Source organism: Streptomyces kronopolitis (assembly GCF_050953795.1).
GTDB lineage: Bacteria > Actinomycetota > Actinomycetes > Streptomycetales > Streptomycetaceae > Streptomyces > Streptomyces kronopolitis_A.
Genome location: NZ_CP191850.1, coordinates 7,545,428 through 7,568,193, shown reverse-complemented (window position 1 = coordinate 7,568,193; position 22,766 = coordinate 7,545,428). Strand labels below are relative to the sequence as shown.

Here is a 22,766-nt window from a genome sequence, read left to right as displayed (position 1 = left end):
CAGGCACGACTGAGAGGTTCGGTCCGGCTGCCCGTGCACCACCCCAGGCGCGGCGACCGGACGGACATCCGGCCCGGCCACAAGCCGAGGGCGATCGGCGAAGGAGAGGAGAAGGCTCAGATTCTCCTCAAGAGCCTCCCGGTGGACCTGAGATGCGTGCGTAACATTGCTCACACCGTTACGCCCCGTCAGCTCGGACGGAATTCCGCTCCGCCCTCCCCGTGCGATCCACGGCCCCGGCACCGCGCGGAGACCGAAGCCGCGCCGAGCCTGAGAATTCCCTGAAAAAAATTCCATGAGGGGCGCCGTTCGCAGGAACATTTCTTTCCCTGAGAAAGGCTACCGCCGAGTATTTCTTCAGGTTCCTTCCGGGATCCGCCAAGGAGAGTCCCCTCGAATGCCGCCCCGGCGCACCGTTCCGCGCCCCTGGGAAGGGTTCACCGAACGATGTGGCAACCTTGAACACAGCGAATGACGAAATACCCGTGAACCGCACTGTTGTTGGAGGGTGAGCGCTGACAAGAGGCCACAACAGAAACCCACTCACCGCAATACACGCCGGGCGCTCGGCGTGAGCGGCAAATCTCCGGTGGCTGCCTCGACCGCACTGCCCAGCCGGATTTTTGCGCCTCCTGCCCCTCCTCCAGCGCCACCCGCTGCGGCATGTCCGAAGCAGTACGTGCCCTGTGCACCGCGCCCCGACGGCCGCGCGGCCGGGAGAAGCCCGGCACCGCGCCCACCGGCCCGCACAGCGTGCGAGTCCTTCGGCACACGCCGCCGCGACGACAGTTCGCGGTCTGAAGGGATCTGAAACTGATGTTGCTGGACCGCGATGTGGAACTGGACCTGGCCGTCACCGCCCTGCGGAGCGGGCGCGGCGCCCTGGTCCTGGTCAGCGGTCCGTTGGGGGTAGGCAAATCAGCGCTCCTCGACGGCATCGGCGCACTCGCCGCGGCGCAGGGGGCCCTGCACCTGCGGGTGAGCGCCGCCCCGATGGAACGGGACTTCTGTCTCGGAGCGGCCCGCCAGCTGCTGGAGCCGGCGCTGCGGGACGCGTCGCCGCAGACCCTGGCACGATGGACCGCGGGTGAGGCCCGCGAGGTGCTCGACGCCGGCGGGCCCGGCGGCGCAGGACCGTCCCCGGCGGTGCTGGACGGCCTCACCGCGCTCGTCGAGAACATGGCCCGTGACCAGCCCGTTCTGATGCTGGTCGACGAACTCCAGTGGGCGGACCCGGCGACCCTGCGATGGCTGCGGCAGCTGAGCGGACGGACGTCCGGCCTGCCGGTGCTGCTGGTGTGCGCCGTCCGCGAGGGCGACACCCTCACCGGGGAACCGGCGGTCCAGGAGGTGATCGCGCAGGCCGCGCACACCCTGCGCCCCGGGAACCTCGGCATGCAGGAGACCGGCGAGCTGATCCGGCGGTATTACGGGGAAGCGCCCGACGAGGCGTTCACCGCCGCCTGCCACCGGGTCACCGGCGGCAATCCGCTGTTCCTGAGCTGTCTGCTGGCGGACGCGGCGCCGCGCAGCCTGCAGCCCATCGCGGACCACGCCGAAGAGGTCGCGGCGCTGCGGCCGGCCTCGCTGCAGCACCGGCTGCTGCTGCGCCTGGACATGCAAGCGGAGCAGGTCAGGCGGGTGGCCCGGGCGGTGGCCGTGCTCGGTGACGACACCAACCCCGAGCTGCTGAGCAGGCTGGCCGAGGTGGACTCCGCCGAGCGGGACCAGGCCCTGCGCCGGCTGACGGATCTCGGCCTGACGACCGGCATGCAGCGCCCCCGCTTCGTGCGCGCCCTGGTGCAGACGGCGGTCGTGGAGAGCATCCCCCCGGAGGGCCGGACCGCCCTGCACGCGCTGGCGGCCGAGTCGCTGCACCGGGCCGGCCGCCCGCCGGAGCACGTGGCGAAACATCTGATGGCCCTCACGACGCCGGCCTACCCCTGGGCCGCCGGGGTGCTGCGCGCGGCGGCCGGCGCCGCGCAGCGCCGGGCGGCGCCCGAGGTCGCCGCGCGCTATCTGCGGCAGGCACTGATGGGCAGCTCCCCGGACAACGACCGGGCGGAGCTGCTGATCGACCTCGCCACGGCGGAACGCAGCTTCGCCCCGTACGCGGCCGTGCGGCACATCGCCCAGGCCGTGCTGCTGTGCGACGGCCCCGTCCAGCGCGCGCAGGCCGTGGTGCGGCTGGCGCCCAGCGCGTTCTCCTCGACGCTGCTGCCCGTCCACGAGCTGCTCCAGGAGACCGCGGACGCGCTGGGGCCCGGGGACCGGCTGCAGGGCGCCGACCGGGAGCTGGCGCTGCGGCTGGAGGCCCGCATCCGGCAGTCGGCACTGTCGGACCCCACGCAACTGGCCGACTCCGTGGCCCGTCTCGTCGGCCTGGGCGCCGAGCCGCGGACCGACACGGTGGCCGAGCGGGAGCTGCTCGCCCCGCTGATCAGCGCCGCGACGTTCTCCAACGCCCTGCCCGCCCATGAGGTGGCGCCGCTGGCCAACCGCGTCCTGGAGCGCGAGCCGGCGCTGCCCGCCCATGTGCACACCACCCTGCCGATGGTGGTGGCCAGCCTCGTGGCCGCGGACTCCGTCGAGGGGCTGGGTGCCTGGCTCGACGCGGTCCAGGAGAACGCGGTGGGACGCCAGACCCGCGTGGAGCAGGCGCTGATCGGCACCGAGCAGGCGCTCGTCTCGCTGGCCCGCGGCCGCCTGGAGCGGGCCAAGGAGCAGGCGCTCACGGCCTTCGAGCTGGGCGGGGAGAAGCACGAGGAAGTCTTCACCGTGTCGTCGATGACCCTCGCGACCTGCGCGATCCTCACCGGTGACCACCAGCTCGCCGACCGGCTGCTCGCGGTCAAATACCGGGCGGAGGACGATCCGTACGTGTGGTCCGGGCTGGCCATGCTGAAGGGGCAGAGCGCGGCGCGGAAGGGCGATCTGGACGGGGCGCTGGGCTGGTTCCTCGATGCCGGGCGCCGCCTTGAGCAGTGTGGATGGCTCAATCCGGCGCTGCTGCCCTGGGCCTCGGCCGCCGCGTTCCTGCACCTCTACCTCGGCGAGCACAGGGAGGCCAGGGAATTGAGCGCGCTGGAGGTGGAGCGCGCCCGTGCCTGGGGTGCGCCGGGCCCGCTCGGCCGGGCGCTGCGGGTGTACAGCCACATGGTGGACGGGCCGGGCGGCATCGAGGTGCTGCGGGAGGCGGTGGACGTCCTGCACCTGTCCGCCAACCGCTTCGAGCTGTGCCAGGCCCTGCTGGATCTGGGCGAGCGCCTGGGCCCGGCCGACGCCCGTGGCCGCACGGCGCTGCGCCAGGCCTACGCGGAGGCCGTGGTGTGCGGCACCCCGTGGCTGGCCCGGCGGGCGGAGGAGCTGCTCGCCGAGGCGCCGCCCGACCCGCAGGCCACCCGCGGTCAGCTCACCCCCTCGGAGCGGAAGGTCGCCCAGCTGGCCGCGTCGGGCCTGACGAACCAGGTGATCGCCGACGAGTTGAACATCACGTGCCGTGCCGTGGAAAAGCATCTGACGAATTGCTACCGCAAGATGTCAATTCCGGGGCGCGGGCATCTCTCCACGGCATTGGGAGAACTCGACCGGCAGTCCGACCCCTCCGGAGCGGCGGCGCCTTACTGACCCGTCCCTCCTCCGGATTTGTGGTACCGGCCGGCGTCGCTTGGCGGCGCCGGCCTCTCTCAACAATCGGGTCATGACCAAGAGTTATTGCTACCGCACCGTATTGACACCGAACCACCGCACCGAGACACCACAGTGTTTTGCTATTTGCCACATGTCGCGTTGACTCCCGGGTTGCTGCGTTCCTAGGCTCGGAACAGCGGAATACCAATGCAAAGAAAGGCACTTCGCTCCGTGGACCGAAGGAGCGAGGACGACCAATGCCTCATTCGACGGGCGGATTTCCCGGTGCGTCGACCGCAGAAAGACGGTAGCTCCCTTGACATCCCAGCACTACGCCGACCCGATGCCTCTGGCGGCGGCCCCTCATGCCCCGAACGCCCACACGCCGCGTGCGCCCGACCAACCCGCCGCCGTGGCGGGACGGCGCTCGCTGGAGCCCCAACAGGCCTGCATGGCAAGCCTCGACGCCACGCTGTCGATCATGGCGGCCGACGCGGAGTTCTTCCGGCTCTTCGGCCAGGACTCCGCCGAGGCGTGCGGTCGCAGCCTCTACTCCCTGCTGCACCCCAGCGCGCCCGGTCTGCTGAACCGGCACTTCGCCCGGCTGGCCGAAGGGCACCGCGCACGGTTCGTGGAGCGCATGGTGGGAATCCGCGGCGAGGAGGTGCCGTTCTCGGGCGAACTGACCGGGATAGCGGTCCGCAGCGAATCGGAACAGGCACCGTCCTTCGTCGTGGTCGTCCGGCCCGACGACGATTCGGCGGCCCTCACCGGCCAGGATGAGGCGCCGGCCAGCCGCCGGCAGCTGCTCACGGAGCTCGACGCGCAGATCCTCGAGGGCGTCGCGAGCGGCGCCTCCACCGTCCAGCTGGCCGCCCGGCTCTACCTCAGCAGGCAGGGTGTGGAGTACCACGTCGGTCTGATGCTGCGTCGGCTCAAGGCGCCCAACCGGGCCGCGCTGGTCGCCCGGGCGCACTCCATGGGGATGCTCACGATCGGCAGTTGGCCGCCCCGGGTGCTTCCCGAGTTCGTGAAGGACGCCGACAACCGGCGCAGCCGCAACCGCCGCGCCGACGCGTCCCGGCAGCGCACCGCGGCCGCCCGCGCCGAGGCCGCGGCGCCGCGCACAACGGCCACCGTACCGGGCGCCCGGACCGCACCCGGCATGACGAACTCCCGGGCCTCATAGGGGTTCAGCGCGACCGGCAGCACAGTGGGGCGTCCCCGACGGGGCGCCCCTTCTCGGTTCCACCGGCCCCCTCCCCGGGCACCGCACCTGCCCTCTCGGGGCCCCGGATCGCTGCCGCCGGCTCCGGGACCAGGGATATAGGGAATTCCTCAACTGCCCCGGGTGAGGATGGATATGTCGCCGAAGCCGCTCTCGGGCCCGGGCCCCCGCGCTCCGAGAGTCTTGCTGGGACGGCGACAAGGGCCGGCAAACGCCTCCGGCCTGGTGCGCACCGGCTCCGTGAGGACAATCCCCCTCCTCACGGAGCCGGTGTTGCGTTGCGTGATGGATGCGCACGGGATGTGCCCCATCTTCCTTTCTCACGACCTTAGTTGACGCAGCGTCAATTCCTTCGGGCGCCCCCGGTCGCCGCCGTACTCGCGCCCGCCGGCCACCGCCCTCCGGCGTCCGCGCGCCCCCGGAAACCGGACCGTACGCAGCGGCCCTGCGCCGCCCGCGGCACCGTCGCGGCCCGTACCGAACCGACGCCCCCGGCACAGCGCGCCACGGACGATTCCCCCGTCCGTCCAGTCACACGGTGCACGGGTCTCACTCCCGGCCCGGTGCTCGGGCTAAAGTCAACGCAGCGGGAACACGCCGTCACCGGTATGCCTCACCTGCCGCCGGGGCATATGCCCCTGAGTGGAGTCGTCCCAGCTCAGGGACGGTGGATGGCACGCTCCGGCAGGACTCGCGCACGGCCACGGGGAGGCCTCTTCACCCAGACGTCGCCTCCCGGGAACCCCCGGGGGCCTCCCGTTCATCACATATAGGAGAAACTGGGGAAAGCTTCCCTGCGGGAAGAGGGCAAGGAAACAGTGAGGGACAGGCAGCATTCCTGTGCGCACGGGCACCGCCGCGTACGGCGCGGCACCCCGGCGGGGGCCCACCGGCCGAGGGCCGGCAGCCCGCCCGGATGCCGCGTTCCTGCCCGCGGAGGATTGCCCGGCACGGCCGTGCCGGGTGCAGGTGCGGACAGAGGAGACTCCCGATGACCGACGGGATACCCACCGACGCGTTCGAGTGCCGGCGCGACACGCTGGCCCTCGTCAATCGCGAGGAGGAGATGTCCTCCCTGGCCGCCCTCGTGCAGGACGCCCGCGCCGGGTCAGGCGGTATCGCGCTCCTGGAGGGCGTCGTCGGCATCGGGAAGAGCCTGCTGCTGCAGCGGTTCGTCGCCGGTCTCCCCACCGAGGGACTGCAGGTGCTGGAGGCCCGCGGTGGCGTGCTGGAGCGCGACTTCCCCTTCGGCGTCGTGCGCCAGCTCTTCGAGCCGCTGCTGGGCGCCCTCGACGCTCCCCGGCTGACCCGGCTGCTGGCCGGCAGTGCCCGCACCGCCGCGCAGGCGCTGAGCGGGGAGCGGCTGCCGGGCGACGCCATGCTCCCCAGCGAGGACATGTCGTACGCAGTGCTGCACGGGCTGTACTGGTTCACCTGCAATCTGGCCGCGGAGGCGCCGCTCGTCATCGTGGTCGACGACGCGCACAGCGCCGACATGGCCTCGCTGCGCTTCCTGACCCACCTCGCCCGCCGGATCGAGGGCCTGCCCATCCTGCTGGTGCTGTCCCGGCGCACCGGCGACGAGGCGACGGACGCCGCGCTCCTCGGTGACATCGCCGGGCAGCCGCTGTGCCGGGTGCTGCGGCCCGGGCCGCTGACCGGCCGCGGGATCGGCCGGATGGTGGAGACCGTCTTCGGTCACGAGGCCGACGAGGAGTTCCACGAAGCCTGCCTCGCGCTCACCGGCGGCAACCCGCTGCTCGTGCACTCGCTGCTGAGCGTGCTCCGGCTCGACGGCCGGCCGCCCGCGGTCGACGCGCTGCAGTACATCTCCCGGGACGGCACGTTCTTCCACGAGGCGGTGCGGGCGGTGCTGCGGAGCCAGCCCGAATCCGCCTCGGCGGCCGCCCGCGCCCTGGCCGTGATGGGCGACGACGCCCTGCCGGAGGTCTGCGCACGGCTGGCCGGACTGGACGACGCGACCCACTCGGCCGCGATGCGGGCCCTGCGGTCCAACGGCCTGGTCGCGGAGATCGACGACGGCCGGAGCTGGTCCTTCAATCACGGGCTGATCAGGGAAGTCATCGTGGCGGACCTGTCGCCCGAGCAGCTCACCGAGGCACACCACCGCGCCGCGCGGCTGCTGCTGGACGCGGGGGCGCGCGCCGAGCAGGTGGCCGGCCATCTGCTGCTGGCGGACCTGCCGGCCACCGAGGACTGGGCGGTGACCGTGCTGCGGGAGGCCGCCCGGGAGGCATCGTTCCGCGGCGCCCCGGCGCTGACGGTGGAACTGCTGCGGCACTGCCTGCCCGCCGACGGGACGCCGCCCGAGGACACCGCGGTCCTGGTGGAGCTGGGGCTGGCAGAGGCGGGCGTGGACCCGCAGGCGAGCGTGCGGCATCTCCAGGCGGCGCTGGAGCACGTCCGGGAGCCGTCGCTGCGCTTCCGGCTGCTCAGCTCGCTGGCCAGCGGCCTGATCCGCAGCGGGCGGTCGCTGCAGGCGGTGCGGCTGCTCGCCGAGCAGGCGCCGACGGTCCGCGACACCGATCTGCAGCGCCTGCTGGAGGGCCAGCGGCTGATGGCGTCGGCCGAGGACCTGAGCAGCTTCGCGGTGACCCTGCGGGAGTACCCGTTCGACATCAGCCGGCCCGGCACCACCCCCGGTGAGCGGGCCCTGATCGCCGCGGGGGCCGGGCTGTGCTCGGTGCGCGCGGACCGGGCACAGGAGTCGGCCGCCGCGGCCCGCCGGGTGCTGGAGAGCAGCGTGCCCGGCGTCGACTCGCCGTTCTTCCTGACCACGGCGGCGACCGCGCTGCTGTACGCGGGCCTGCCGGACGAGGCGGACGCCGCCTATCAGCGGGTCATCGACGACACCCGGGCGAGCCAGCGGCTGCTGCTGTACGGCCTGTGCCAGGCGCTGCGGGCCGAGGCGCGCTACCGGCTGGGGGCGCTGTCGGAGTCGCTGGCGGCCACCCGCTCGGCGCTGAACGTGGTGCCGCCCAGCCACTGGGGCCGCACCCTGGCGCTGCCGGTCGCGACCCAGATCCACGCGCTGATCGACACCGGTGACCTCGCGGGCGCCGACGCCGCGGCCGCGCAGGCCTTCCCGTCGACGAGCCTGGACACCTGGCAGTGGAACGAGTTCCTGTGCGCACGCGGGCGGCTGCGGCTCGCTCACCAGGAACCGAAGGCGGCGCTGACGGACCTGCTGGAGGCCGGCAGGCGGCAGCACGAGTGGACGCGGACGAGTCCGGCCGTGTCGTCCTGGTGGGCCTGGGCCGGCCGCGCCCACCTCGCCCTGGGCGCGCTGGCACCGGCCCGGGAGCTGGCCGAGGACGCGGTGGAACGCGCCCGGCAGGGGAAGCTGACCGATGCGCTGGGTGCCGGTCTGCGGCTCCTCGCGACGACGGAGAGCGGACCGCGGAAGCTAGGCATGCTGGAGGAGGCGCTGTCCGCCCTCGACGGGTCCCCGGCCCGCCTCGAACTGGCCCATGCGCTGGTCGACTACGGTGCCGCACTGCATGCGTGCGGTCACACCGAAGCGGCCCGGGAGACGCTGCGCCAGGGGCTGGATCTGGCGTACACGCTCGGCGCCGCCCGGCTGCGCGCCCGGGCCAACGACGCGCTGCTGGCCACCGGTGCCCGTCCGCGCCGGGTCACGTCGAGCGGCGTGGAGTCGCTGACGCCGAGCGAGGCGCAGGTGGCGCGGATGGCCGCGGTGGGTGAGACCAACCGGGAGATCGCCGAGGAACTGTTCGTCACCCAGCGCACCGTCGAACAGCATCTGACCTCGGTGTACCGCAAGCTCGCGGTGTCCGGGCGGCGTGGCCTCGGCTCGTTCTTCGACCCCGAACGGGCCGCGAAATGACCTCCCGGCCGTAGCGCGTCCGCACTCCGTCGCGCGGGGCACGGCGTCCACCGGCGTGCCCGGCCGGCCGCGTTCGGCGCCGTACGTGGCGCGGTGGCCGGTCATCGCGCGGCTCCCGCCGCGGCTCCGGAGCCGTGCGCGGCAGGCGTGTGGCCGTTGCGGACGGCGGGCACGGTGACCGCGGTCAGGACCAGGCCCTCGCGCACGGCCCAGCGCCCCTGGAAGCCGGTCAGCAGCTCGTCGCCGAGTGGCCATCCGGGCACCAGCAGCCGTGCGGTGAAGGTCCCGTTGTCCGGGTCGAAGGCGAGAAAGGCGTCCTCGAATTCCAGCGGGCGCCCGGTCATCGGGAACCAGGCCTTGTACAAGGACTCCTTGGCGCTGAACAGCATCCGGTCCCAGGGCAACGGCGGTGCCCCGTCGTGGTGGTGGGGAAGGGCGGCGCGCTCCCCGGGCAGCGCCACGGCCGCGAGGACGCCGTCCGGCAGCGGCTGGGCCGGCTCGGCGTCGATGCCCAGGGCGAGCACCTCAGAGGACCGCGCGACGACCGCGGCGGCGTAGCCCTCGCAGTGGGTGAGGGCGCCGACGATCCCGTCGGGCCAGCCCGGCTCCCCGCGCGGGCCCGGCAGGACCGGTACGGGCGGCAGGCCGAGCCCGGCCATCGCCCGGCGGGCGCACCAGCGGCCCGCGGAGAACTCGCGGACGCGCTTGTCGACCGCGCGGGCGACGTGCGGCTCCTCCTCGGGCAGGAGCGCCGCGGCCGGCGGTTCGCCGCCGACGAGCTCGGCCGCGGAGACGGTCTCCGGCAGCAGCTCATCGATCATCGCGTCTCCTGAATCCTTGCGGCGGTGCGGGCACCCTTACGACGTTGCGGGCGCGCCTCGTGGGGTGTCGGCGCGGAGCGGTACCTCACGTCGCCGTTCGGCCGAGACTAGAGCGGCGGCCCGTACGGGACCACCGCACGGGGCGGCCGCGCACCAAGTCCCGGGGAAACGCCCAGTCTTTCCGGATCGGACGGGACCGGCCCCGGGCGGATCACGTCGGCGGTGTTCCCGGAGGCGGCCGCTTTAGGGGTTTCCCGAACACCGGCCCTGCTCCAATGGCGGGGACCGCTTCCTCACCACGAAAGCCGATCAGTTACGCAGTCGAACGGGCTCGGAGAAGGGCAGTTGACCATGCTGATGAACGAAATGAACGCAGTGCTGCGTGGGGGCCCCACCACGTACGTGGCAGAGGAGGAGCGGGTCCGCTATGTGCCGGACATGGCGTCGCCGCTCAAGCTGCTCTGCGGCAACCGCTATGAGCATTTCGAGCCGACCGCGGAGCGGGTCCGGCAGGACGGTCATACGCTCCAGGTGTTCGTCTGGACGGGCTGCACCTACGTGGCCGAGTAGCGCCGGACGTCCGCAGCCGTGCCGTCGGCCCGGGGCGTTACCCCGGCCTCGGTCCGGTCGTACGGTCGGCCGCAGTCGTGCCGGGTGCCCGAAGGACGTACGGGCACCCGGCGCCGTCCGTCTCAGCGGCGTCACCCGCCGGCAGTCCACCCCGGGATGGCCGGCAGCACCTTCTCTGCGACGCCGAGCAGCGTCGCGTCGTCCGGTACCCCGCCGTCCGCGCGCCACAGGGTCAGCTCGTAGGAGTCGCCGCTGTCCCGCGCGTCGCGGGCCACGATGACGGTGCGGGCCGGAACCCCCGGTCCGCTCTTCGTGTCGCTCCCGTCGAGGCGGAAGCTGACGCCGATGGTGCGGTCCGAGTACAGGATCGCCGGGCGGCCCAGTACCTTCCGGTGCGGCTGATCGTCCCCCAGAAGTGCGGAGAACCGGGTCACCGGACGATGGTCGTAGGTGACCGTCAGCGACACCGTGTAGGTCGTGAACTCGACCCGGGCCGAGGGGGTGTCGAACTCCTTGCCGCCGGCGTACTTCACGGAGCCGCCGCTGCCGCCGGCCTCCTTTGCGATCTCTCCCGGCGTACCCAGCAGTTCGGCCAGTTCGCGGCGGTTCAGCGCGGTGCACAGCTGCGCCCCTGAAACGTGCCCCGACGCCTTCCGGGACGTGGTGTGCGTCTTACCGGGCTCCCCGCCCGAGCAGGCGGCGGGCGACGGGCGAGCGCTGTCCGCGGACGATTGCTCCCCGAACGCCCACAGGCCCACGCCGAGCCCCGCCACCAGTGCCACGGCCGCGACGGCCTGCCCCCACGCGCCCTTCACGGGCACGCCGATTTCGTCTGCCATGTCCCCCGCTTGCAGTGATCCCCCGATATGTGCTGGGGGACTGTAACCCGTGATCACCGGGCCGACAAGGGGAAATTTCCGTAACACCGGCCGCTGCGCGGGTATTTCGCTCCGCGGCATCCCGCCCGTACGCCGGACCGAGCCTGCGGTGTGCCGCACCCCTCCCCCACCTGGGAGACTTTCGGAACGCATTCGTCCGGTCGCGGAATTTGCCGGGGAAGCGTGCCTTTTGCCGCTGCATATCCTTTCGTTACACTTCCGCGGGATTGCCGCACCAGCGAGCAGCCGCCCTCATGTCCTCCGACATTCCCGCTTCCCCGACTGGAAATCGCCGTGTCCCTTCCCCGCCCCCGGCCGGCTCCCGGTCGCATACGGGCCCTGCCGCCGGTGCTCGGCGTGGCGGTCGGGGTGCTGCTGCTGGCCGGCTGCACGGCGACCGGGGAGCCCAAGAGCGCGGGGCACACCGCGGGCGCGTCCGCGCCGGCACGGCTGTGGCCCGAGCGCTCGCCGGCACCGCAGCCCTCCTCCGACGAGGTGGGCTCCCACGAGCGGCCGGCGCGGCTGAGCGGGGTTCCCCCCGTCCCGTCCGGCGACATCCGCAAGGTGCCGCTGCTCACCATCGTCGAGGCACAGGTCCGGGCGGGCTCCGAACTCAAGGGCACACCGGAGTTCGACCGGGCCACCACCAGGAAGATCCACCACTGTGCCACCGACCGGAAGCACTGCCCCGTACGGACACCGCAGTACCGGGATCTGAACAACGACGGCAAGGACGAACTGCTCGTCGGCATCGAGGGCACGGATCACAACCTGGCCCTGTGGGTCTTCATGCTCAAGAACGGAGCGCTGACCCGGATCATGGACGCCGCCGGGACACCGCTGGCGGTGGAGGTGACCGGCGGGGACGTGATCATCCGGGAGCCGACGGGCACGCCCGGCTTCGACATGCGCACGGTCTACTCCTGGGACAAGCGCACCCAGTCCATGCTCCTGCGGGTCATGGAGTTCGACGAGGTCTACCGGACCACACCCCGTAAGAGCACCTCATGAGCGCCGGCCGGCCCGCGCCCCGCCGCCTCTTCGGATGGACGGCGACGCTGCGGTGGAAGGCAGCCTTCTTCACCGTCGTGATGTGCTGTTTCCTCGCCACGGTGCTCGGAGTGCTGGTCCATGTCCTGGTCGGCCGGCAGACCGAGGACCAGGCGCGCGAAGCGGCCCTGGTCGAGCTGGACTCGGCGGTCGAGGCGTACGTCGACGGTGAGCCCCTCGGCCGTGACGCGGGGGTGGACCCCTCGGACCTGCCGCCGGCGCTGCGCGACCTGGCGCGGCGGGGCGAGCGCGGCACCCAGCTCGGCCGGCACGCCGGCCATCAGGTCATGTGGGCGGTCGCCCCGGCCGACGGCACGGCGCTGGCCGTCCGGCAGGACTTCACCCAGCGGGCCGCGGTCCTGCAGGGCCTGGACCGGGCCATCATCGGCTCCGCGGCCGTCGCGATCTTCCTGACGCTGCTCGTCGGTCTGTACGCCGCCTCGGGTGTCACCCGGCGTCTGCACCGCACCGCGCAAGTGGCGCGCCGGATCAGCGACGGAGATCTGGACGCCCGGGTGGACGACCCCCGCGGCCTGCGCCCCGGGTACGCGAGGGACGAGCCGGCCGCCGTGGCCGCGGCGCTCGACGCGATGGCCGCGAGTCTGCAGGCCAAGCTGCACAGCGAGCAGCGCTTCACCGCCGACGTGGCCCATGAGCTGCGCACTCCGCTCACCGGTCTGCACGCGGCCGCGGAGCTGCTGCCGCCCGGCCGGCCCACCGAAATGGTGCAGGAGCGGGTGCGGGCCATGCGCCGGCTGACCGAGGACCTGCTGGAGATCTCCCGGCTCGACGCCGAGGTGGAGCGCGCCGAGCTGGATGTGCATCCGCTGGGGCCGCTGGCCGAGCGCGCGGTGCGGGCGACGGGGCTTGCGGCCGGGGTGCGGGTGGTGCGGGACGCCCGGGTGGAGACCGATCGGCGCAGGCTGGAGCGGGTGCTGGGGAACCTCGTCGGCAATGCCCACAAGCACGGTCGGCCGCCGGTGACGGTGACCGTGGACGGTCCGGTGATCACCGTGCGGGACCACGGCGACGGCTACCCCGAGGAGCTGCTGGCCCACGGCCCCCAGCGGTTCCGGAGCCGGCCGGGCAGCGGGACGAAGGCCGGGCACGGTCTGGGGCTGACCATCGCCCTGGGGCAGGCCCGGGTGCTGGGCACCACCCTGCGGTTCTCGAACGCGCCCGACGGCGGGGCCGTCGCCGAACTCACCGTCGCCCCGGACGAGCCGTCCGGGCACTGACCGGGGCCGCTCCCGGCCGGGGACGCGTCACCAGCGGGACGGCCTCCGCCCCGGCCCCGACCGGGCACCGCCCCGTGAAGCTGCGGGAGTCACCGGTGTCGAGAGAGGATGAAGACACCCCTGGTCTTCAGGGGGGTCGGGTGAGTGCACCAGAGGGACCGTCCGCCCTTGCGGCAGGCGGTATCAGGAGCGGCTGGTATGGACACCGAGGGGTTCCAGGCCGATCTCGGCCCGTCCGAGGCCCGCGCCTCGGACGGGCCGTCGCCGTCCCGCGGCCTGCTGGACGTCCTGGCCGTCGCGGCGGTCGTGCTCGACGCGTCCGGACGGATCGTGCTGTGGAGCCCGCAGGCCGAGCAGCTGCTCGGCTACCCCGCCCAGGAGGCGCTGGGACAGTACGCGGCCCGGCTGCTGGTGGCCGAGGAGGACTTCGACCGCGTGCTGGAGCTGTTCGCCCGGGTGATGGAGAGCGGGGAGCCCTGGGCCGGGGTCTTCCCCGTCCGGCACAAGGGCGGCAGCACCCGGCTGCTGGAGTTCCGCAACATGCGGCTCACCGACGACAGCGGGGGCGTCTACGCCCTGGGGCTCGCCACCGACCAGGCGGTCCTGCGCCAGGTGGAGCGGGATGTGGCGCTCTCCACCCGACTGGTCGCGCAGTCCCCGATCGGTCTGGCCGTACTGGACACCGCACTGCGCTACGTGGCCGTCAATCCGGCGCTGGAGCGCATCAACGGCATGCCCGCGCATGCGCACCTCGGCCGGCGGGTCCGCCAGGCGTTGCCCTTCCTCGGCGCGGAGGCGGTCGAGGCGGTGATGCGCGAGGTGCTGGCCACCGGCGTTCCGCAGGTCGACCGGTCGATCGTGGGCCGGACCCCCGCCGACCCCGACCATGATCACGCCTGGTCGGTGTCCTACTACCGTCTGGAGGCCCCGGGCGGCACCGTGCTGGGCGTGGCCGCCTCGGTGATCGACGTCACCGACCGGCACCGGGCGGCCACCGAGGCGTACCACGCCCGTCAGCGGCTGGCACTCATCGCGGACGCCTCGGTGCGCATCGGCACCACCCTCGATCTGGAGCAGACCGCCCGGGAGCTGGCCGACACCGTCGTGCCCGACCTCGCGGACGTGGCCGCCGTCGACATCCTCGACACCACCCTGCACCACGCCCCCGGCCCCGGGGGCTCCGCGGCGGGGCAGTCGGTCTTCCGCGCCCTGGCGGTGGCGGCGGCCTACGAGACGGAAGCGGTCGCCGCCGCCGATCCCGTCGGCGAACCCGCGCGCTACGCGGCGGACCGGCTGGTCACCCGGTCCGTCACCACCGGCACCCCGGTCCTGGTGCCGCACGTCGGTGCGGAGGATCTGCCGCGGATCGCCCGGGACGGGGAGTCCGCGGCCCGGCTGTCCCGGGCCGGACTGCACTCCTACCTGGCGGTGCCGCTGATCGCCCGCGGCACCGTGCTGGGCGCCCTCGACCTCAAGCGGCTGCGCAATCCGCTGCCGTTCGACGAGGACGACCTCGTCCTGGCCGGCGAGTTGGCCAACCGGGCCGCGGTGTCCATCGACAACGCCCGCTGGTACCAGCGCGAGCGTGCCACCGCCCTCACCCTGCAGCGCACCCTGCTGCCCCGACATCCGGCGCCCCGGCCGGGGCTGGAGATCGCCTCCCGCTACCAGCCCGCGGGGGCGGCCAGCGAGGTCGGCGGCGACTGGTTCGACGTCATCCCGCTGGCCGGCGACCGGACCGCGCTGGTCGTCGGGGACGTGATGGGCAGCGGCATCAACGCGGCGGCCACCATGGGTCAGCTGCGCAACACCACCCGCGCACTGGCCGACCTGGGCCTCGATCCCGCGCAGGTCCTCCAGCACGTCGACCGCAGCAGCACCGGCCTGGAACAGGCCATCGCCACCTGTGTGTACGCCGTCCACGATCCGCACCACGGCGAGTGCCGCATCGCGACCGCCGGCCATCTGCCGCCCGTTCTCCTACGGCCCGACCGCCCGCCCGCCCTGCTGGAGCTGCCCACCGGTGCCCCGCTCGGCGTCGGTGACGTCACCTTCCACGCGACCACCATCCGCCTGGCACCCGGCGACCAACTCGTCCTCTACACCGACGGCCTGGTCGAAACCCGCGACCAGGACATCGACACCCGCCTCCAGGTCCTCCTCGACCTGCTGGAGACCCCCCGGCCGGGCCTGGAGGAAACCTGCGACCACCTCCTGAGCACCCTGCGGCACCCCGACGACTACGACGACGTCGCCCTGCTCATCGCCCGGGCCGTCGGATAGCGGACCTCCCGCCTCCGACGGCGCCCGCTCGCGCGGCAAGCGTTCGTCCGGTCTTCACCCGCCGGCGTCGGCCGGGGACCGCCGCGGCCTCTAGGGTGACGGCGCCCTGCCGCCCCGGTACCGGTGCGGCCGCCGCCCCGCCAGGGCACCCACTGTGGTGGCGATACGGCTCGACCCGGTGAACTCCTTTTGCCGTCAACGCTGTTGACCACTGTGGCGGACACCAGCATCCTGACCGCCCGAACCGACGACGAGGTGCCCGCATGAACCGCACCACCCGCCTGGTCATCCTGCTGACCGCCGTCGTGCTGCTCGCAACCGTGGGCACGGTGGCGGTGCTGCGCGCGGCCGACCGGTCCGGTGCGCGCGAGCGGGACCGGGCGGGTGGCCCGCAGGTACGGACGGGTGCCGTCGCGCTCCGGTCGTCCGCCGGCCGCCAACTGCTGGTGCGCAACATGGCCTGGGGTCCGCACCGTGACGAGATCGCCGCCGTGCCCGCCGGCCGGCCCTCGGCACCGCGGACCGCATCCGGCGTCACGTGCCTGCGCTTCCACGCGGCCGCGGGCACCGCGATCTGCCTCCAGGCCGAGCACGGCGCGCTGCGGGACACCTACCGGGCCGTCGTCCTCGACTCCCGGCTGCACGAGCGCCGCCACTTCCCGGCCGCCGGCATCCCCACCCGCGCCCGGGTCTCGCCCTCCGGCCGTCTGGTCGCCTGGACCGTCTTCGTCAGCGGCGACTCCTACGCGGGCACGAACTTCTCCACCCGCACCGCCCTCGTCGACACCCGCACCTGGGCGATCGACAGCAACCTGGAGTCCTTCGCCGTCACCAAGGACGGCCGGCCGTACCACGCCGCCGACATCAACGTCTGGGGCGTGACCTTCGCCGACGACCACCGCTTCTACGCCACCCTGGCGACCGGCGGCCGCACCTATCTCGTCCGCGGCGATGTCACCGCCCGCACCCTGACCACCCTGCACCGCAACGTCGAATGCCCGTCCCTCTCCCCCGACGGCACCCGCCTCGCCTACAAGAAGCGGGTGGCCCACGCCTCCCCCGACGCCCCCTGGCGGCTGTACGTCCTCGACCTGCGCAGCATGACCGAAACCGCCACCGCCGAGCACCGCACCGTCGACGACCAGGCGCTGTGGTCCGACGACTCCACCCTGGTCTACGCCCTCCCCGGCGACTACGGCTCCGACCTGTGGACCGTCCCCGCCGACGGCAAGGGCTCCCCGCGCCACCTGATGACCTCCGCGCTGGCCCCGGCCTACCTCGGGTGAGGAGGCGGCCGCGCCGCGGGGCCCCCGACCGTCAACCACCTTGCCGCCGGGGGCCGTTCCGGTCACTTCCGGCGCGCGATGGTGATGATCTCCCGGCTCACTCCCGTGACCGGGCCGCGGCCCCAGTCACCGTAGCGGCCCTCCAGGGCGAAGCCCGCCGCGGCGAGGAACGCGTCGAGCGCCGCCACATCGAGGAAGCGCAGGGTCGTGCGGTCGACCCGGAGCACCCGGCCGTCGGGCTCCGCCGTCGTGCCGGTGAAGGTGACCAGGTCACCGGTGACGGACTCGACGTGGTGCCAGACCCGCAGGGCGCGTCCGGCCGGTCCGGTCAGGTCGCGGGCGAGCGAGGGCGTCCAGTCCTGCCAGGCACGCGCCTGCGGATGCCGGGTCTCGAAGGTGAAGCGGCCGCCCGGGCGCAGCGCCGCACGGATCGCGGCGAGCGAGGCCCGCAGTTCGTCGTCGGTGACCAGACACTGGAAGGCGTGGCCGGTCATCGTCGCGAGTGCGAACGCGCCCTCCGGCGCGGAGTCCGCCGCGGTGCCCTCCACCCACTCGATGTCGCTGCGCCGCCGGGCCCGGGCCAGTGCGGCCCGGTCCGGATCGAGGCCGACGAGGCGTCCGGTGTGACCGTGCCCGCGCGCCCCGTGCAGCATCGCTCCGGTCCCGCAGCCGACGTCCAGCACCGAGTCGGCGGCCCCCACCAGCTCGTCGTAGAAACGGTCACTGGACCGGCTGCCGGGTTCCCACGGATTCAGCAGGTCATACAGCGCGGCGGCATCGGCGTCCGAGAACATCACGACAGTATCCACGGGCTGTCGTCAGCCACCAACCGCACGGCACCACAGGCGACTTGAGGTTCCTTCCCCCTGTCCCGACACCTCGTCACCGGCCACGACAGGGACCGGCGGTCGCCACACCGGATCCGGACGGGGCAGCCTCGCGCGCCTGCCTCGGCACTACCCTGATCCGGTGACCGCGACCCGGACAGCCACCGCCCCGGGGGTACGGACGCTTCCCTCCGGACGCCTGATTCGGTGGCGCGCCCTGCGCCGACCGCTGCCGGGAGAGGCACGGCGGACGCTCCGCGAGGTGGGGGAACGCGCCGAGGCCGAACGCGTGGAGGTCGCCTGCGAGGGCGGGCGCGGCCGCACCGGCACCGCCCTGGCCTGCCTCGCCGTCCTGGACGGCGTACCGGCAGCCCTGGCCGTGCAGTTCGTACGGCGGAACCACGATGCCCACGCCGTAGAAACCCCTTGGCAGAGGCGCTACGTCCGCCGTTTCCGACTCGCGGGCCGGGCCCGACAGGCCGACGGACCGGGTCCGCCGTCCCGGACCGGCGAGGGCCTGCGGCACGATGGGTCCGTGCCCACTGCATCGGACGAGATCGAACTGACGGAACACGAGCTCCGCGACATCGCGGGCTACGCGGCCGAGGGTGCGCGCAGGGTGCTGCCGCTCTTCGAGGAGGCGCATCCCGCCGACCCGCGCCCCCGCGACGCCCTTGAGGCGGCCGAGGCCTTCGCCGCCGGCGGCCGCCGCACGAATGCCCTGCGGCAACGCGCGTGGGCGGCGTACCGATCCGCTCAGGAAGCCGCTTCACCCGCCGCGGTCGACGCGGCCCGGGCGGCGAGCGCCGCGGCCGCCGCCGCGTACCTCCACCCCAAGGCGAGCGCCCACCAGGTGAAGCACATTCTCGGCGCGGCCGCGCACGCGGCACGAGCGGAGGAGTTGGCCTGCGGGCAGGACCAGCGCGTCACTGCGGGGACCCTTGAGTGGGCGCGTCTGCATGCGCCCGGCGCGGTCACCGCGGTGCTCGGCCGACTGCCGGCCGCGCCTCCCGGCGGCGGGCGGGTGGGAGAGCTCCTTCGCGATCTGGACGCCGCCCTCCGCGGCTGAGAACGCCCGAGCACAACGCCGCCCTGCCGCACCACCTCCCGTGGCACCGCAGGGCGTTGCGCTTCTCCGGCACGTTCGCCGAGGTCAGCCGAGGTGCGTTCCGGTCTCCTCCAAGGCCTCGCGCACCGGCTGGTAGTAGCTCTGGCCGGCCGTGGCGCAGTCGCCCCGGCCGCCCGAGGTCAGGCCGAGCGCGGCCTCGTCCTCGAAGAGCGCGCCACCGCTGTCGCCGGCCTCCGCGCAGATGCTGGTCTGGATCAGCCCGTTGACCGTCCCCTCCTGGTAGTTGGCCGTCGCGTCGACCGCGAGGACATCCCCCTCACGCAGGTGGGTGGTGCTGCCGCTGCGCGCCACGCGCTGGCCCACGATCGGGTCGTCGGCCTCGGTGATCTCCTGGGTGTCACCGTCGTAGAGGTCGACGGCGCTGGGATGCTCGATGTCGTCGTCGGTGTACCGCGCGAGGCCGAAGTCGTTACCCGGGAAGTTGCTGGAAGCCGTCTTCGCGATCTCGGGTCCGCCCTGGGTGTCGGACCAGGTCCGCATGGCGGCGGTGCAGTGCCCGGCGGTCAGGAAGTAGGGCTTGCCGCCCTTGGTGACGTTGAAGCCGAGCGAGCAGCGGGCGCCGGGCCCCCAGATGGCGTCGCCCCCGGCGATCATCGGCCGGAGTGCACCCGCCGACCGCTGGAGGGCGGCGCGGTCACCGAGCGAGGTGACGACCGTGGTCAGCTGTTGCAGCTTCGCGCCCTGGACGGTGCGGTCCGCGATGACGATCACCCGGTTGGCCTTGGGATCCATGGCCCAGGCCGTGCCGGGGATCGTGGCCTTCTCCCGGAGGGTGGCGCGGGCGGCGTCCAGGGAGGCGAGGGAATGCCGCACGACCCTGGGCTCGGCACCGGCCACCCGGACGGTGCCCGCGGCGGCCCGGTCGGTGACGTTGACGACGAGACGGTGGTTCCTGGCGTCGTAATAGGCGCCGGCCGCACGCGGGCCGAGGGCGGCACTGAGGGCCTTGGCGCGCTGTACGGCGGCGGACGACGATTGGGGATCGGGCCCCTGGACGGGGGCGGCCTCGGCGCTCGGCAGGGTGAGTGCGGCGGCGATCAGGGCCACCGCACCGGCTCCGGCGAGGAACGTGCGGGGCGCAGGTGCGCTTGTGTGCTTCAACTCAACACCTCTGGTGGGGGTGGGCCATCGGGGCGCCCCGCCCTCGGAAGGTGTCGGCGCCACAAGCGGCCGGTGAGGGCGTGGCACGGCGGCGCGGAGCCATTCTGGACCGCCGTCGCGCCGCACTGCGCCCGCCCGGCCACGGGTCCGCAGGAATCACCTGTACGGCCCCGGGCCCGCACCGTCCACGCCCCGGTCGGCGACCGCTGCCTCCCGCGCGCCTGCTGTGGCCGGTGGGACGGTCCACGGGGCGGCGCCTCCCTTGGGACGGGAACCCGGACGGCGGATCAGATGCCGTGGCTGCCGTGAGACTTCGCGGGGGGGGTGTGATGAGGCGCGGGCCTGGGTGTCGGGTGGGACCTGCGGGGCCTGCCCGGCCTCTGGGGGCTGCGGGGTCCACGGGGCCTACGGAGTTCGCGGGGCCCGCGGGGGTGCCCCGGGCTTGGGCCGGCCAAGGACCGCGGGTGCGTGCGGGCGATGCGGGCCCGGGCGGCGCGGCTTCCCGTGCCCCGTGATCTGCCATCTGCCATCTGCGCCTCGGGACGGCTCTCGCGAACCGGGCGCACCCCAGCCGGACTTGACCGGCAGCCACCAGGGCCCCACACCGGCACCGCGGAAGCGGTGGTTCCCGTGCCGCCCTCCGCCCCTCCGCCGCTCCGCCCCTCCCCCAGGCCAACGCCCCTCCCCCCGAGGCGCGTCCCTCCGTAGCGACGCGAAAGGACCGCACACGACCCGGTCGTTGACCCTCGCCCCACTCCGCCGCCGACGAAGGAAACACGCCACGCCGCGTCGTGGCACTCCTGAAGAATTTCGCCTCAAGTTGGGACAGATGTGACACCAGATACGTGAGATGTCGCTTTCTTCCGCGTTCTGTATGCATTGTGTAAAGCCATTGGTGTTGACCTGATTTGGCGGGCGCCGCCGGTGCATGGTCATTCATGCCCGGCCGTCGGCAGGGCATCTCGCACCATGGCAATGCAGAAAGGCACGATCCTCATGATTGACGGATTCAAGCGCGCCCTCGCTCTGGGCGCCGCCACCGTTGCCCTCGCCGGAGGCGCCGTCCTCACGACGGTGGGAACCGCCTCGGCCGCACCCACCCACCACGGCGACCACACCGCGACCAGGCACCTCGACCGCGGCCGCTGCCACATGGTCCGCGGCCACTGGACCCGCGTCTGGCGCGAGGGGCGCGGCCCGCGTCACGGCCACTGGGTCAGGGTCTGGCACCGGGAGCAGCTGGTGTGCCGGCACCGCCGATGACCTTCACGCCTAGGCAGTAACCCGGACCCCCGAGCCGTTTCGGCTCGGGGGTCTTCCGTGCGCCGCGCCCGCGAGGCGCGCACCCGGGCGCGCGATCACCGGCGGACCCCGGCCGTCAGCGCACGCCGTGCGGCCGGAACTGGATGCTGACCCGCGGGCCCGCCGCCCGCGCCGTCTTGGGGATCGCGTGTTCCCAGGTCCGCTGGCAGGAGCCGCCCATCACGATCAGGTCGCCGTGTCCGAGCGGGTGCCGGACGCTGTCGCCGCCGCGCCGCGGGCGCAGCAGCAGATCGCGCGGTTCCCCCACGGACAGGATGGCGACCATGGTGTCCTCACGCCGCCCGCGGCCTATTCGGTCGCCGTGCCAGGCCACGCTGTCGCGGCCGTCGCGGTAGTAGCAGAGCCCGACCGTGGTGAACGGTTCGCCGAGCTCGCCGGAGTAGTGGGCGGTGAGCACCTCGCGTGCCTCGTCCAGCACGGGGTGGGGCAGCGGGTCGCCGGCCCCGTAGAAGGCGAGCAGCCGCGGCACGTCCACCACCTGCTCGTACATCCGCCGGCGCTCGGCCTGCCAGGGCACCTCGGCGGCGAGCCGCGCGAACAGGGAGTCGGCGCCGCTCAGCCAGCCGGGCAGCAGATCGAGCCAGGCCCCGTCGCCGAGCACGGTCCGGCGTATCCCGCACAGCGACCCGAGCCGGACCTCGTCGGTCTGGTCGAACAGTGAGCCCTGAAGGTGCGTGGCCATGCCTTCAGCGTACCCAATATTCGAATGTATGTTCTGGGCTGTGGAGAACCACCCTTGCCTGAGCGGGACGCCGGGCGCACGCTGAACGTATGGGCACCGCAGAAGGCCCGACACTCATCACTTCCGTCCAGCGCGCCTTCCGCCTGATGGAGGCCGTGGGTGCGCACGAGGGCGGCGCCCCCGCCAAGCAGCTGGCACGGGAGACGGAACTTCCCCTGGCCACCGCCTATCACCTGCTGCGCACCCTCACTCACGACGGGTACATCCGGAAGCTGGAGGACGGCGGCTACGTCCTCGGCGACAAGCTCGACACCCTCCAGACCGGCGGGCGCGCCCAGGCCCTGCTCAACCGCATCCGACCCACGCTCGCGGCGCTGCGCGACGACCTGTCGGCCGCCGCCTACCTCACCTTCTTCGAGGACGGCGAGATCCGGGTCGCCGAGATCGTCGACGGCCCCAGGGCGCCGCGGGTCGACCTGTGGGTGGGATTCGAGGACGCCGGCCACGCCACGGCACTGGGCAAGTGCGTCCTGCGCGAGCTGGACGCCGGCGCCCGCGAGGACTACCTCTCCCGCCACCCCCTGGCCGACCTCACCCCGCGCACCATCACCGCCCGCGCCGAACTCCTCCGCAGGCTCGACACGACACCGGAATCGCCGGTGGTCACGGACATGGAGGAGTACGCCCTCGGCACGTTCTGCGTCGCGGTGCCGGTATACAGCGGGCAGATCCTGGGCTCCCTCGGCGTCTCGCTCCGGGCGGACCGGATCTCCCGCTTCGACCAGGTGCAGGACCGACTCCTCCCGGCAGCGAGCCGCGTGACCAGGGGTTTGTCGCTCACTATCTGAAATC

The 22,766-nt window shown here is 73.2% G+C and carries 16 protein-coding genes and 1 pseudogene; 12 read left to right on the top strand and 5 right to left on the bottom strand.

Features of this window, described 5'->3' with window-relative positions; genetic code table 11:
• The first annotated feature begins 816 nt into the window (after positions 1-816).
• The 3 genes from ACQP17_RS33450 to ACQP17_RS33440 all read left to right on the top strand — a co-directional run bounded on the left by ACQP17_RS33450 (position 817) and on the right by ACQP17_RS33440 (position 8,726).
• Positions 817-3,627 carry an AAA family ATPase gene (locus ACQP17_RS33450; RefSeq protein ID WP_433859671.1) on the top strand — a complete coding sequence of 937 codons (2,811 nt, stop codon included), beginning with the start codon at positions 817-819 and terminating at the stop codon, positions 3,625-3,627.
• A gap of 346 nt (positions 3,628-3,973) precedes the next feature.
• On the top strand, positions 3,974-4,819 hold the full coding sequence (locus ACQP17_RS33445; protein WP_433860074.1) for a LuxR C-terminal-related transcriptional regulator: 846 nt from the start codon (positions 3,974-3,976) through the stop codon (positions 4,817-4,819).
• Positions 4,820-5,849: 1,030 nt separating this feature from the next.
• On the top strand, positions 5,850-8,726 hold the full coding sequence (locus tag ACQP17_RS33440; protein ID WP_433859670.1) for an ATP-binding protein: 2,877 nt from the start codon (positions 5,850-5,852) through the stop codon (positions 8,724-8,726).
• Positions 8,727-8,827: 101 nt separating this feature from the next.
• Here the strand turns inward: ACQP17_RS33440 and ACQP17_RS33435 are convergent, their stop codons facing one another.
• Entirely contained in the window at positions 8,828-9,547 is a 720-nt protein-coding gene (locus ACQP17_RS33435) for a 4'-phosphopantetheinyl transferase family protein (RefSeq protein WP_433859669.1), read from the bottom strand.
• Between the two features lie 366 nt (positions 9,548-9,913).
• Between ACQP17_RS33435 and ACQP17_RS33430 the strand changes: the two genes are divergently transcribed.
• Entirely contained in the window at positions 9,914-10,117 is a 204-nt protein-coding gene (locus tag ACQP17_RS33430; RefSeq protein ID WP_433859668.1) for a DUF5988 family protein, read from the top strand.
• 131 nt (positions 10,118-10,248) lie between these two features.
• On the opposite strand, the gene ACQP17_RS33425 is transcribed toward ACQP17_RS33430, so the two are convergent.
• Positions 10,249-10,956 (bottom strand): DUF6215 domain-containing protein, encoded by a 708-nt coding sequence (locus tag ACQP17_RS33425; RefSeq protein WP_433859667.1) that lies wholly within the window; start codon positions 10,954-10,956, stop codon positions 10,249-10,251.
• A gap of 333 nt (positions 10,957-11,289) precedes the next feature.
• Between ACQP17_RS33425 and ACQP17_RS33420 the strand changes: the two genes are divergently transcribed.
• The 4 genes from ACQP17_RS33420 (at position 11,290) to ACQP17_RS33405 (ending at position 16,852) form a co-directional block, all read left to right on the top strand.
• Positions 11,290-12,006: a hypothetical protein gene (locus tag ACQP17_RS33420; RefSeq protein WP_433859666.1), complete on the top strand. Its 717-nt coding sequence runs from the start codon at positions 11,290-11,292 to the stop codon at positions 12,004-12,006.
• Positions 12,003-13,283 carry an ATP-binding protein gene (locus tag ACQP17_RS33415; RefSeq protein ID WP_433859665.1) on the top strand — a complete coding sequence of 427 codons (1,281 nt, stop codon included), beginning with the start codon at positions 12,003-12,005 and terminating at the stop codon, positions 13,281-13,283. The genes ACQP17_RS33420 and ACQP17_RS33415 overlap by 4 nt, the downstream gene beginning before the upstream one ends.
• 198 nt (positions 13,284-13,481) lie before the next feature.
• Positions 13,482-15,566: a SpoIIE family protein phosphatase gene (locus ACQP17_RS33410; RefSeq protein WP_433859664.1), complete on the top strand. Its 2,085-nt coding sequence runs from the start codon at positions 13,482-13,484 to the stop codon at positions 15,564-15,566.
• Positions 15,567-15,829: 263 nt separating this feature from the next.
• A complete protein-coding gene (locus ACQP17_RS33405) occupies positions 15,830-16,852 on the top strand; it encodes a TolB-like translocation protein (protein WP_433859663.1) in 1,023 nt (340 codons plus the stop codon).
• A 62-nt stretch (positions 16,853-16,914) separates the two neighbouring features.
• Here the strand turns inward: ACQP17_RS33405 and ACQP17_RS33400 are convergent, their stop codons facing one another.
• A complete protein-coding gene (locus ACQP17_RS33400) occupies positions 16,915-17,646 on the bottom strand; it encodes a class I SAM-dependent methyltransferase (RefSeq protein ID WP_433859662.1) in 732 nt (243 codons plus the stop codon).
• 175 nt (positions 17,647-17,821) lie between these two features.
• Between ACQP17_RS33400 and ACQP17_RS33395 the strand changes: the two are divergent.
• Positions 17,822-18,133, top strand: a pseudogene (locus tag ACQP17_RS33395) (protein-tyrosine phosphatase family protein); the annotation flags it as partial.
• Between the two features lie 81 nt (positions 18,134-18,214).
• Entirely contained in the window at positions 18,215-18,748 is a 534-nt protein-coding gene (locus ACQP17_RS33390) for a putative immunity protein (RefSeq protein ID WP_433860073.1), read from the top strand.
• Between the two features lie 84 nt (positions 18,749-18,832).
• Here the strand turns inward: ACQP17_RS33390 and ACQP17_RS33385 are convergent, their stop codons facing one another.
• Positions 18,833-19,909 carry a S1 family peptidase gene (locus ACQP17_RS33385; RefSeq protein WP_433859661.1) on the bottom strand — a complete coding sequence of 359 codons (1,077 nt, stop codon included), beginning with the start codon at positions 19,907-19,909 and terminating at the stop codon, positions 18,833-18,835.
• Positions 19,910-20,905: 996 nt separating this feature from the next.
• Between ACQP17_RS33385 and ACQP17_RS33380 the strand changes: the two genes are divergently transcribed.
• On the top strand, positions 20,906-21,172 hold the full coding sequence (locus ACQP17_RS33380; RefSeq protein WP_364873866.1) for a hypothetical protein: 267 nt from the start codon (positions 20,906-20,908) through the stop codon (positions 21,170-21,172).
• Positions 21,173-21,287: 115 nt separating this feature from the next.
• On the opposite strand, the gene ACQP17_RS33375 is transcribed toward ACQP17_RS33380, so the two are convergent.
• Positions 21,288-21,914, bottom strand: coding sequence for an alpha-ketoglutarate-dependent dioxygenase AlkB (locus ACQP17_RS33375; protein ID WP_433859660.1), 627 nt, complete (start codon positions 21,912-21,914; stop codon positions 21,288-21,290).
• Positions 21,915-22,003: 89 nt separating this feature from the next.
• Between ACQP17_RS33375 and ACQP17_RS33370 the strand changes: the two genes are divergently transcribed.
• On the top strand, positions 22,004-22,762 hold the full coding sequence (locus ACQP17_RS33370) for an IclR family transcriptional regulator (protein WP_433859659.1): 759 nt from the start codon (positions 22,004-22,006) through the stop codon (positions 22,760-22,762).
• The last annotated feature ends 4 nt before the right edge of the window (positions 22,763-22,766 follow it).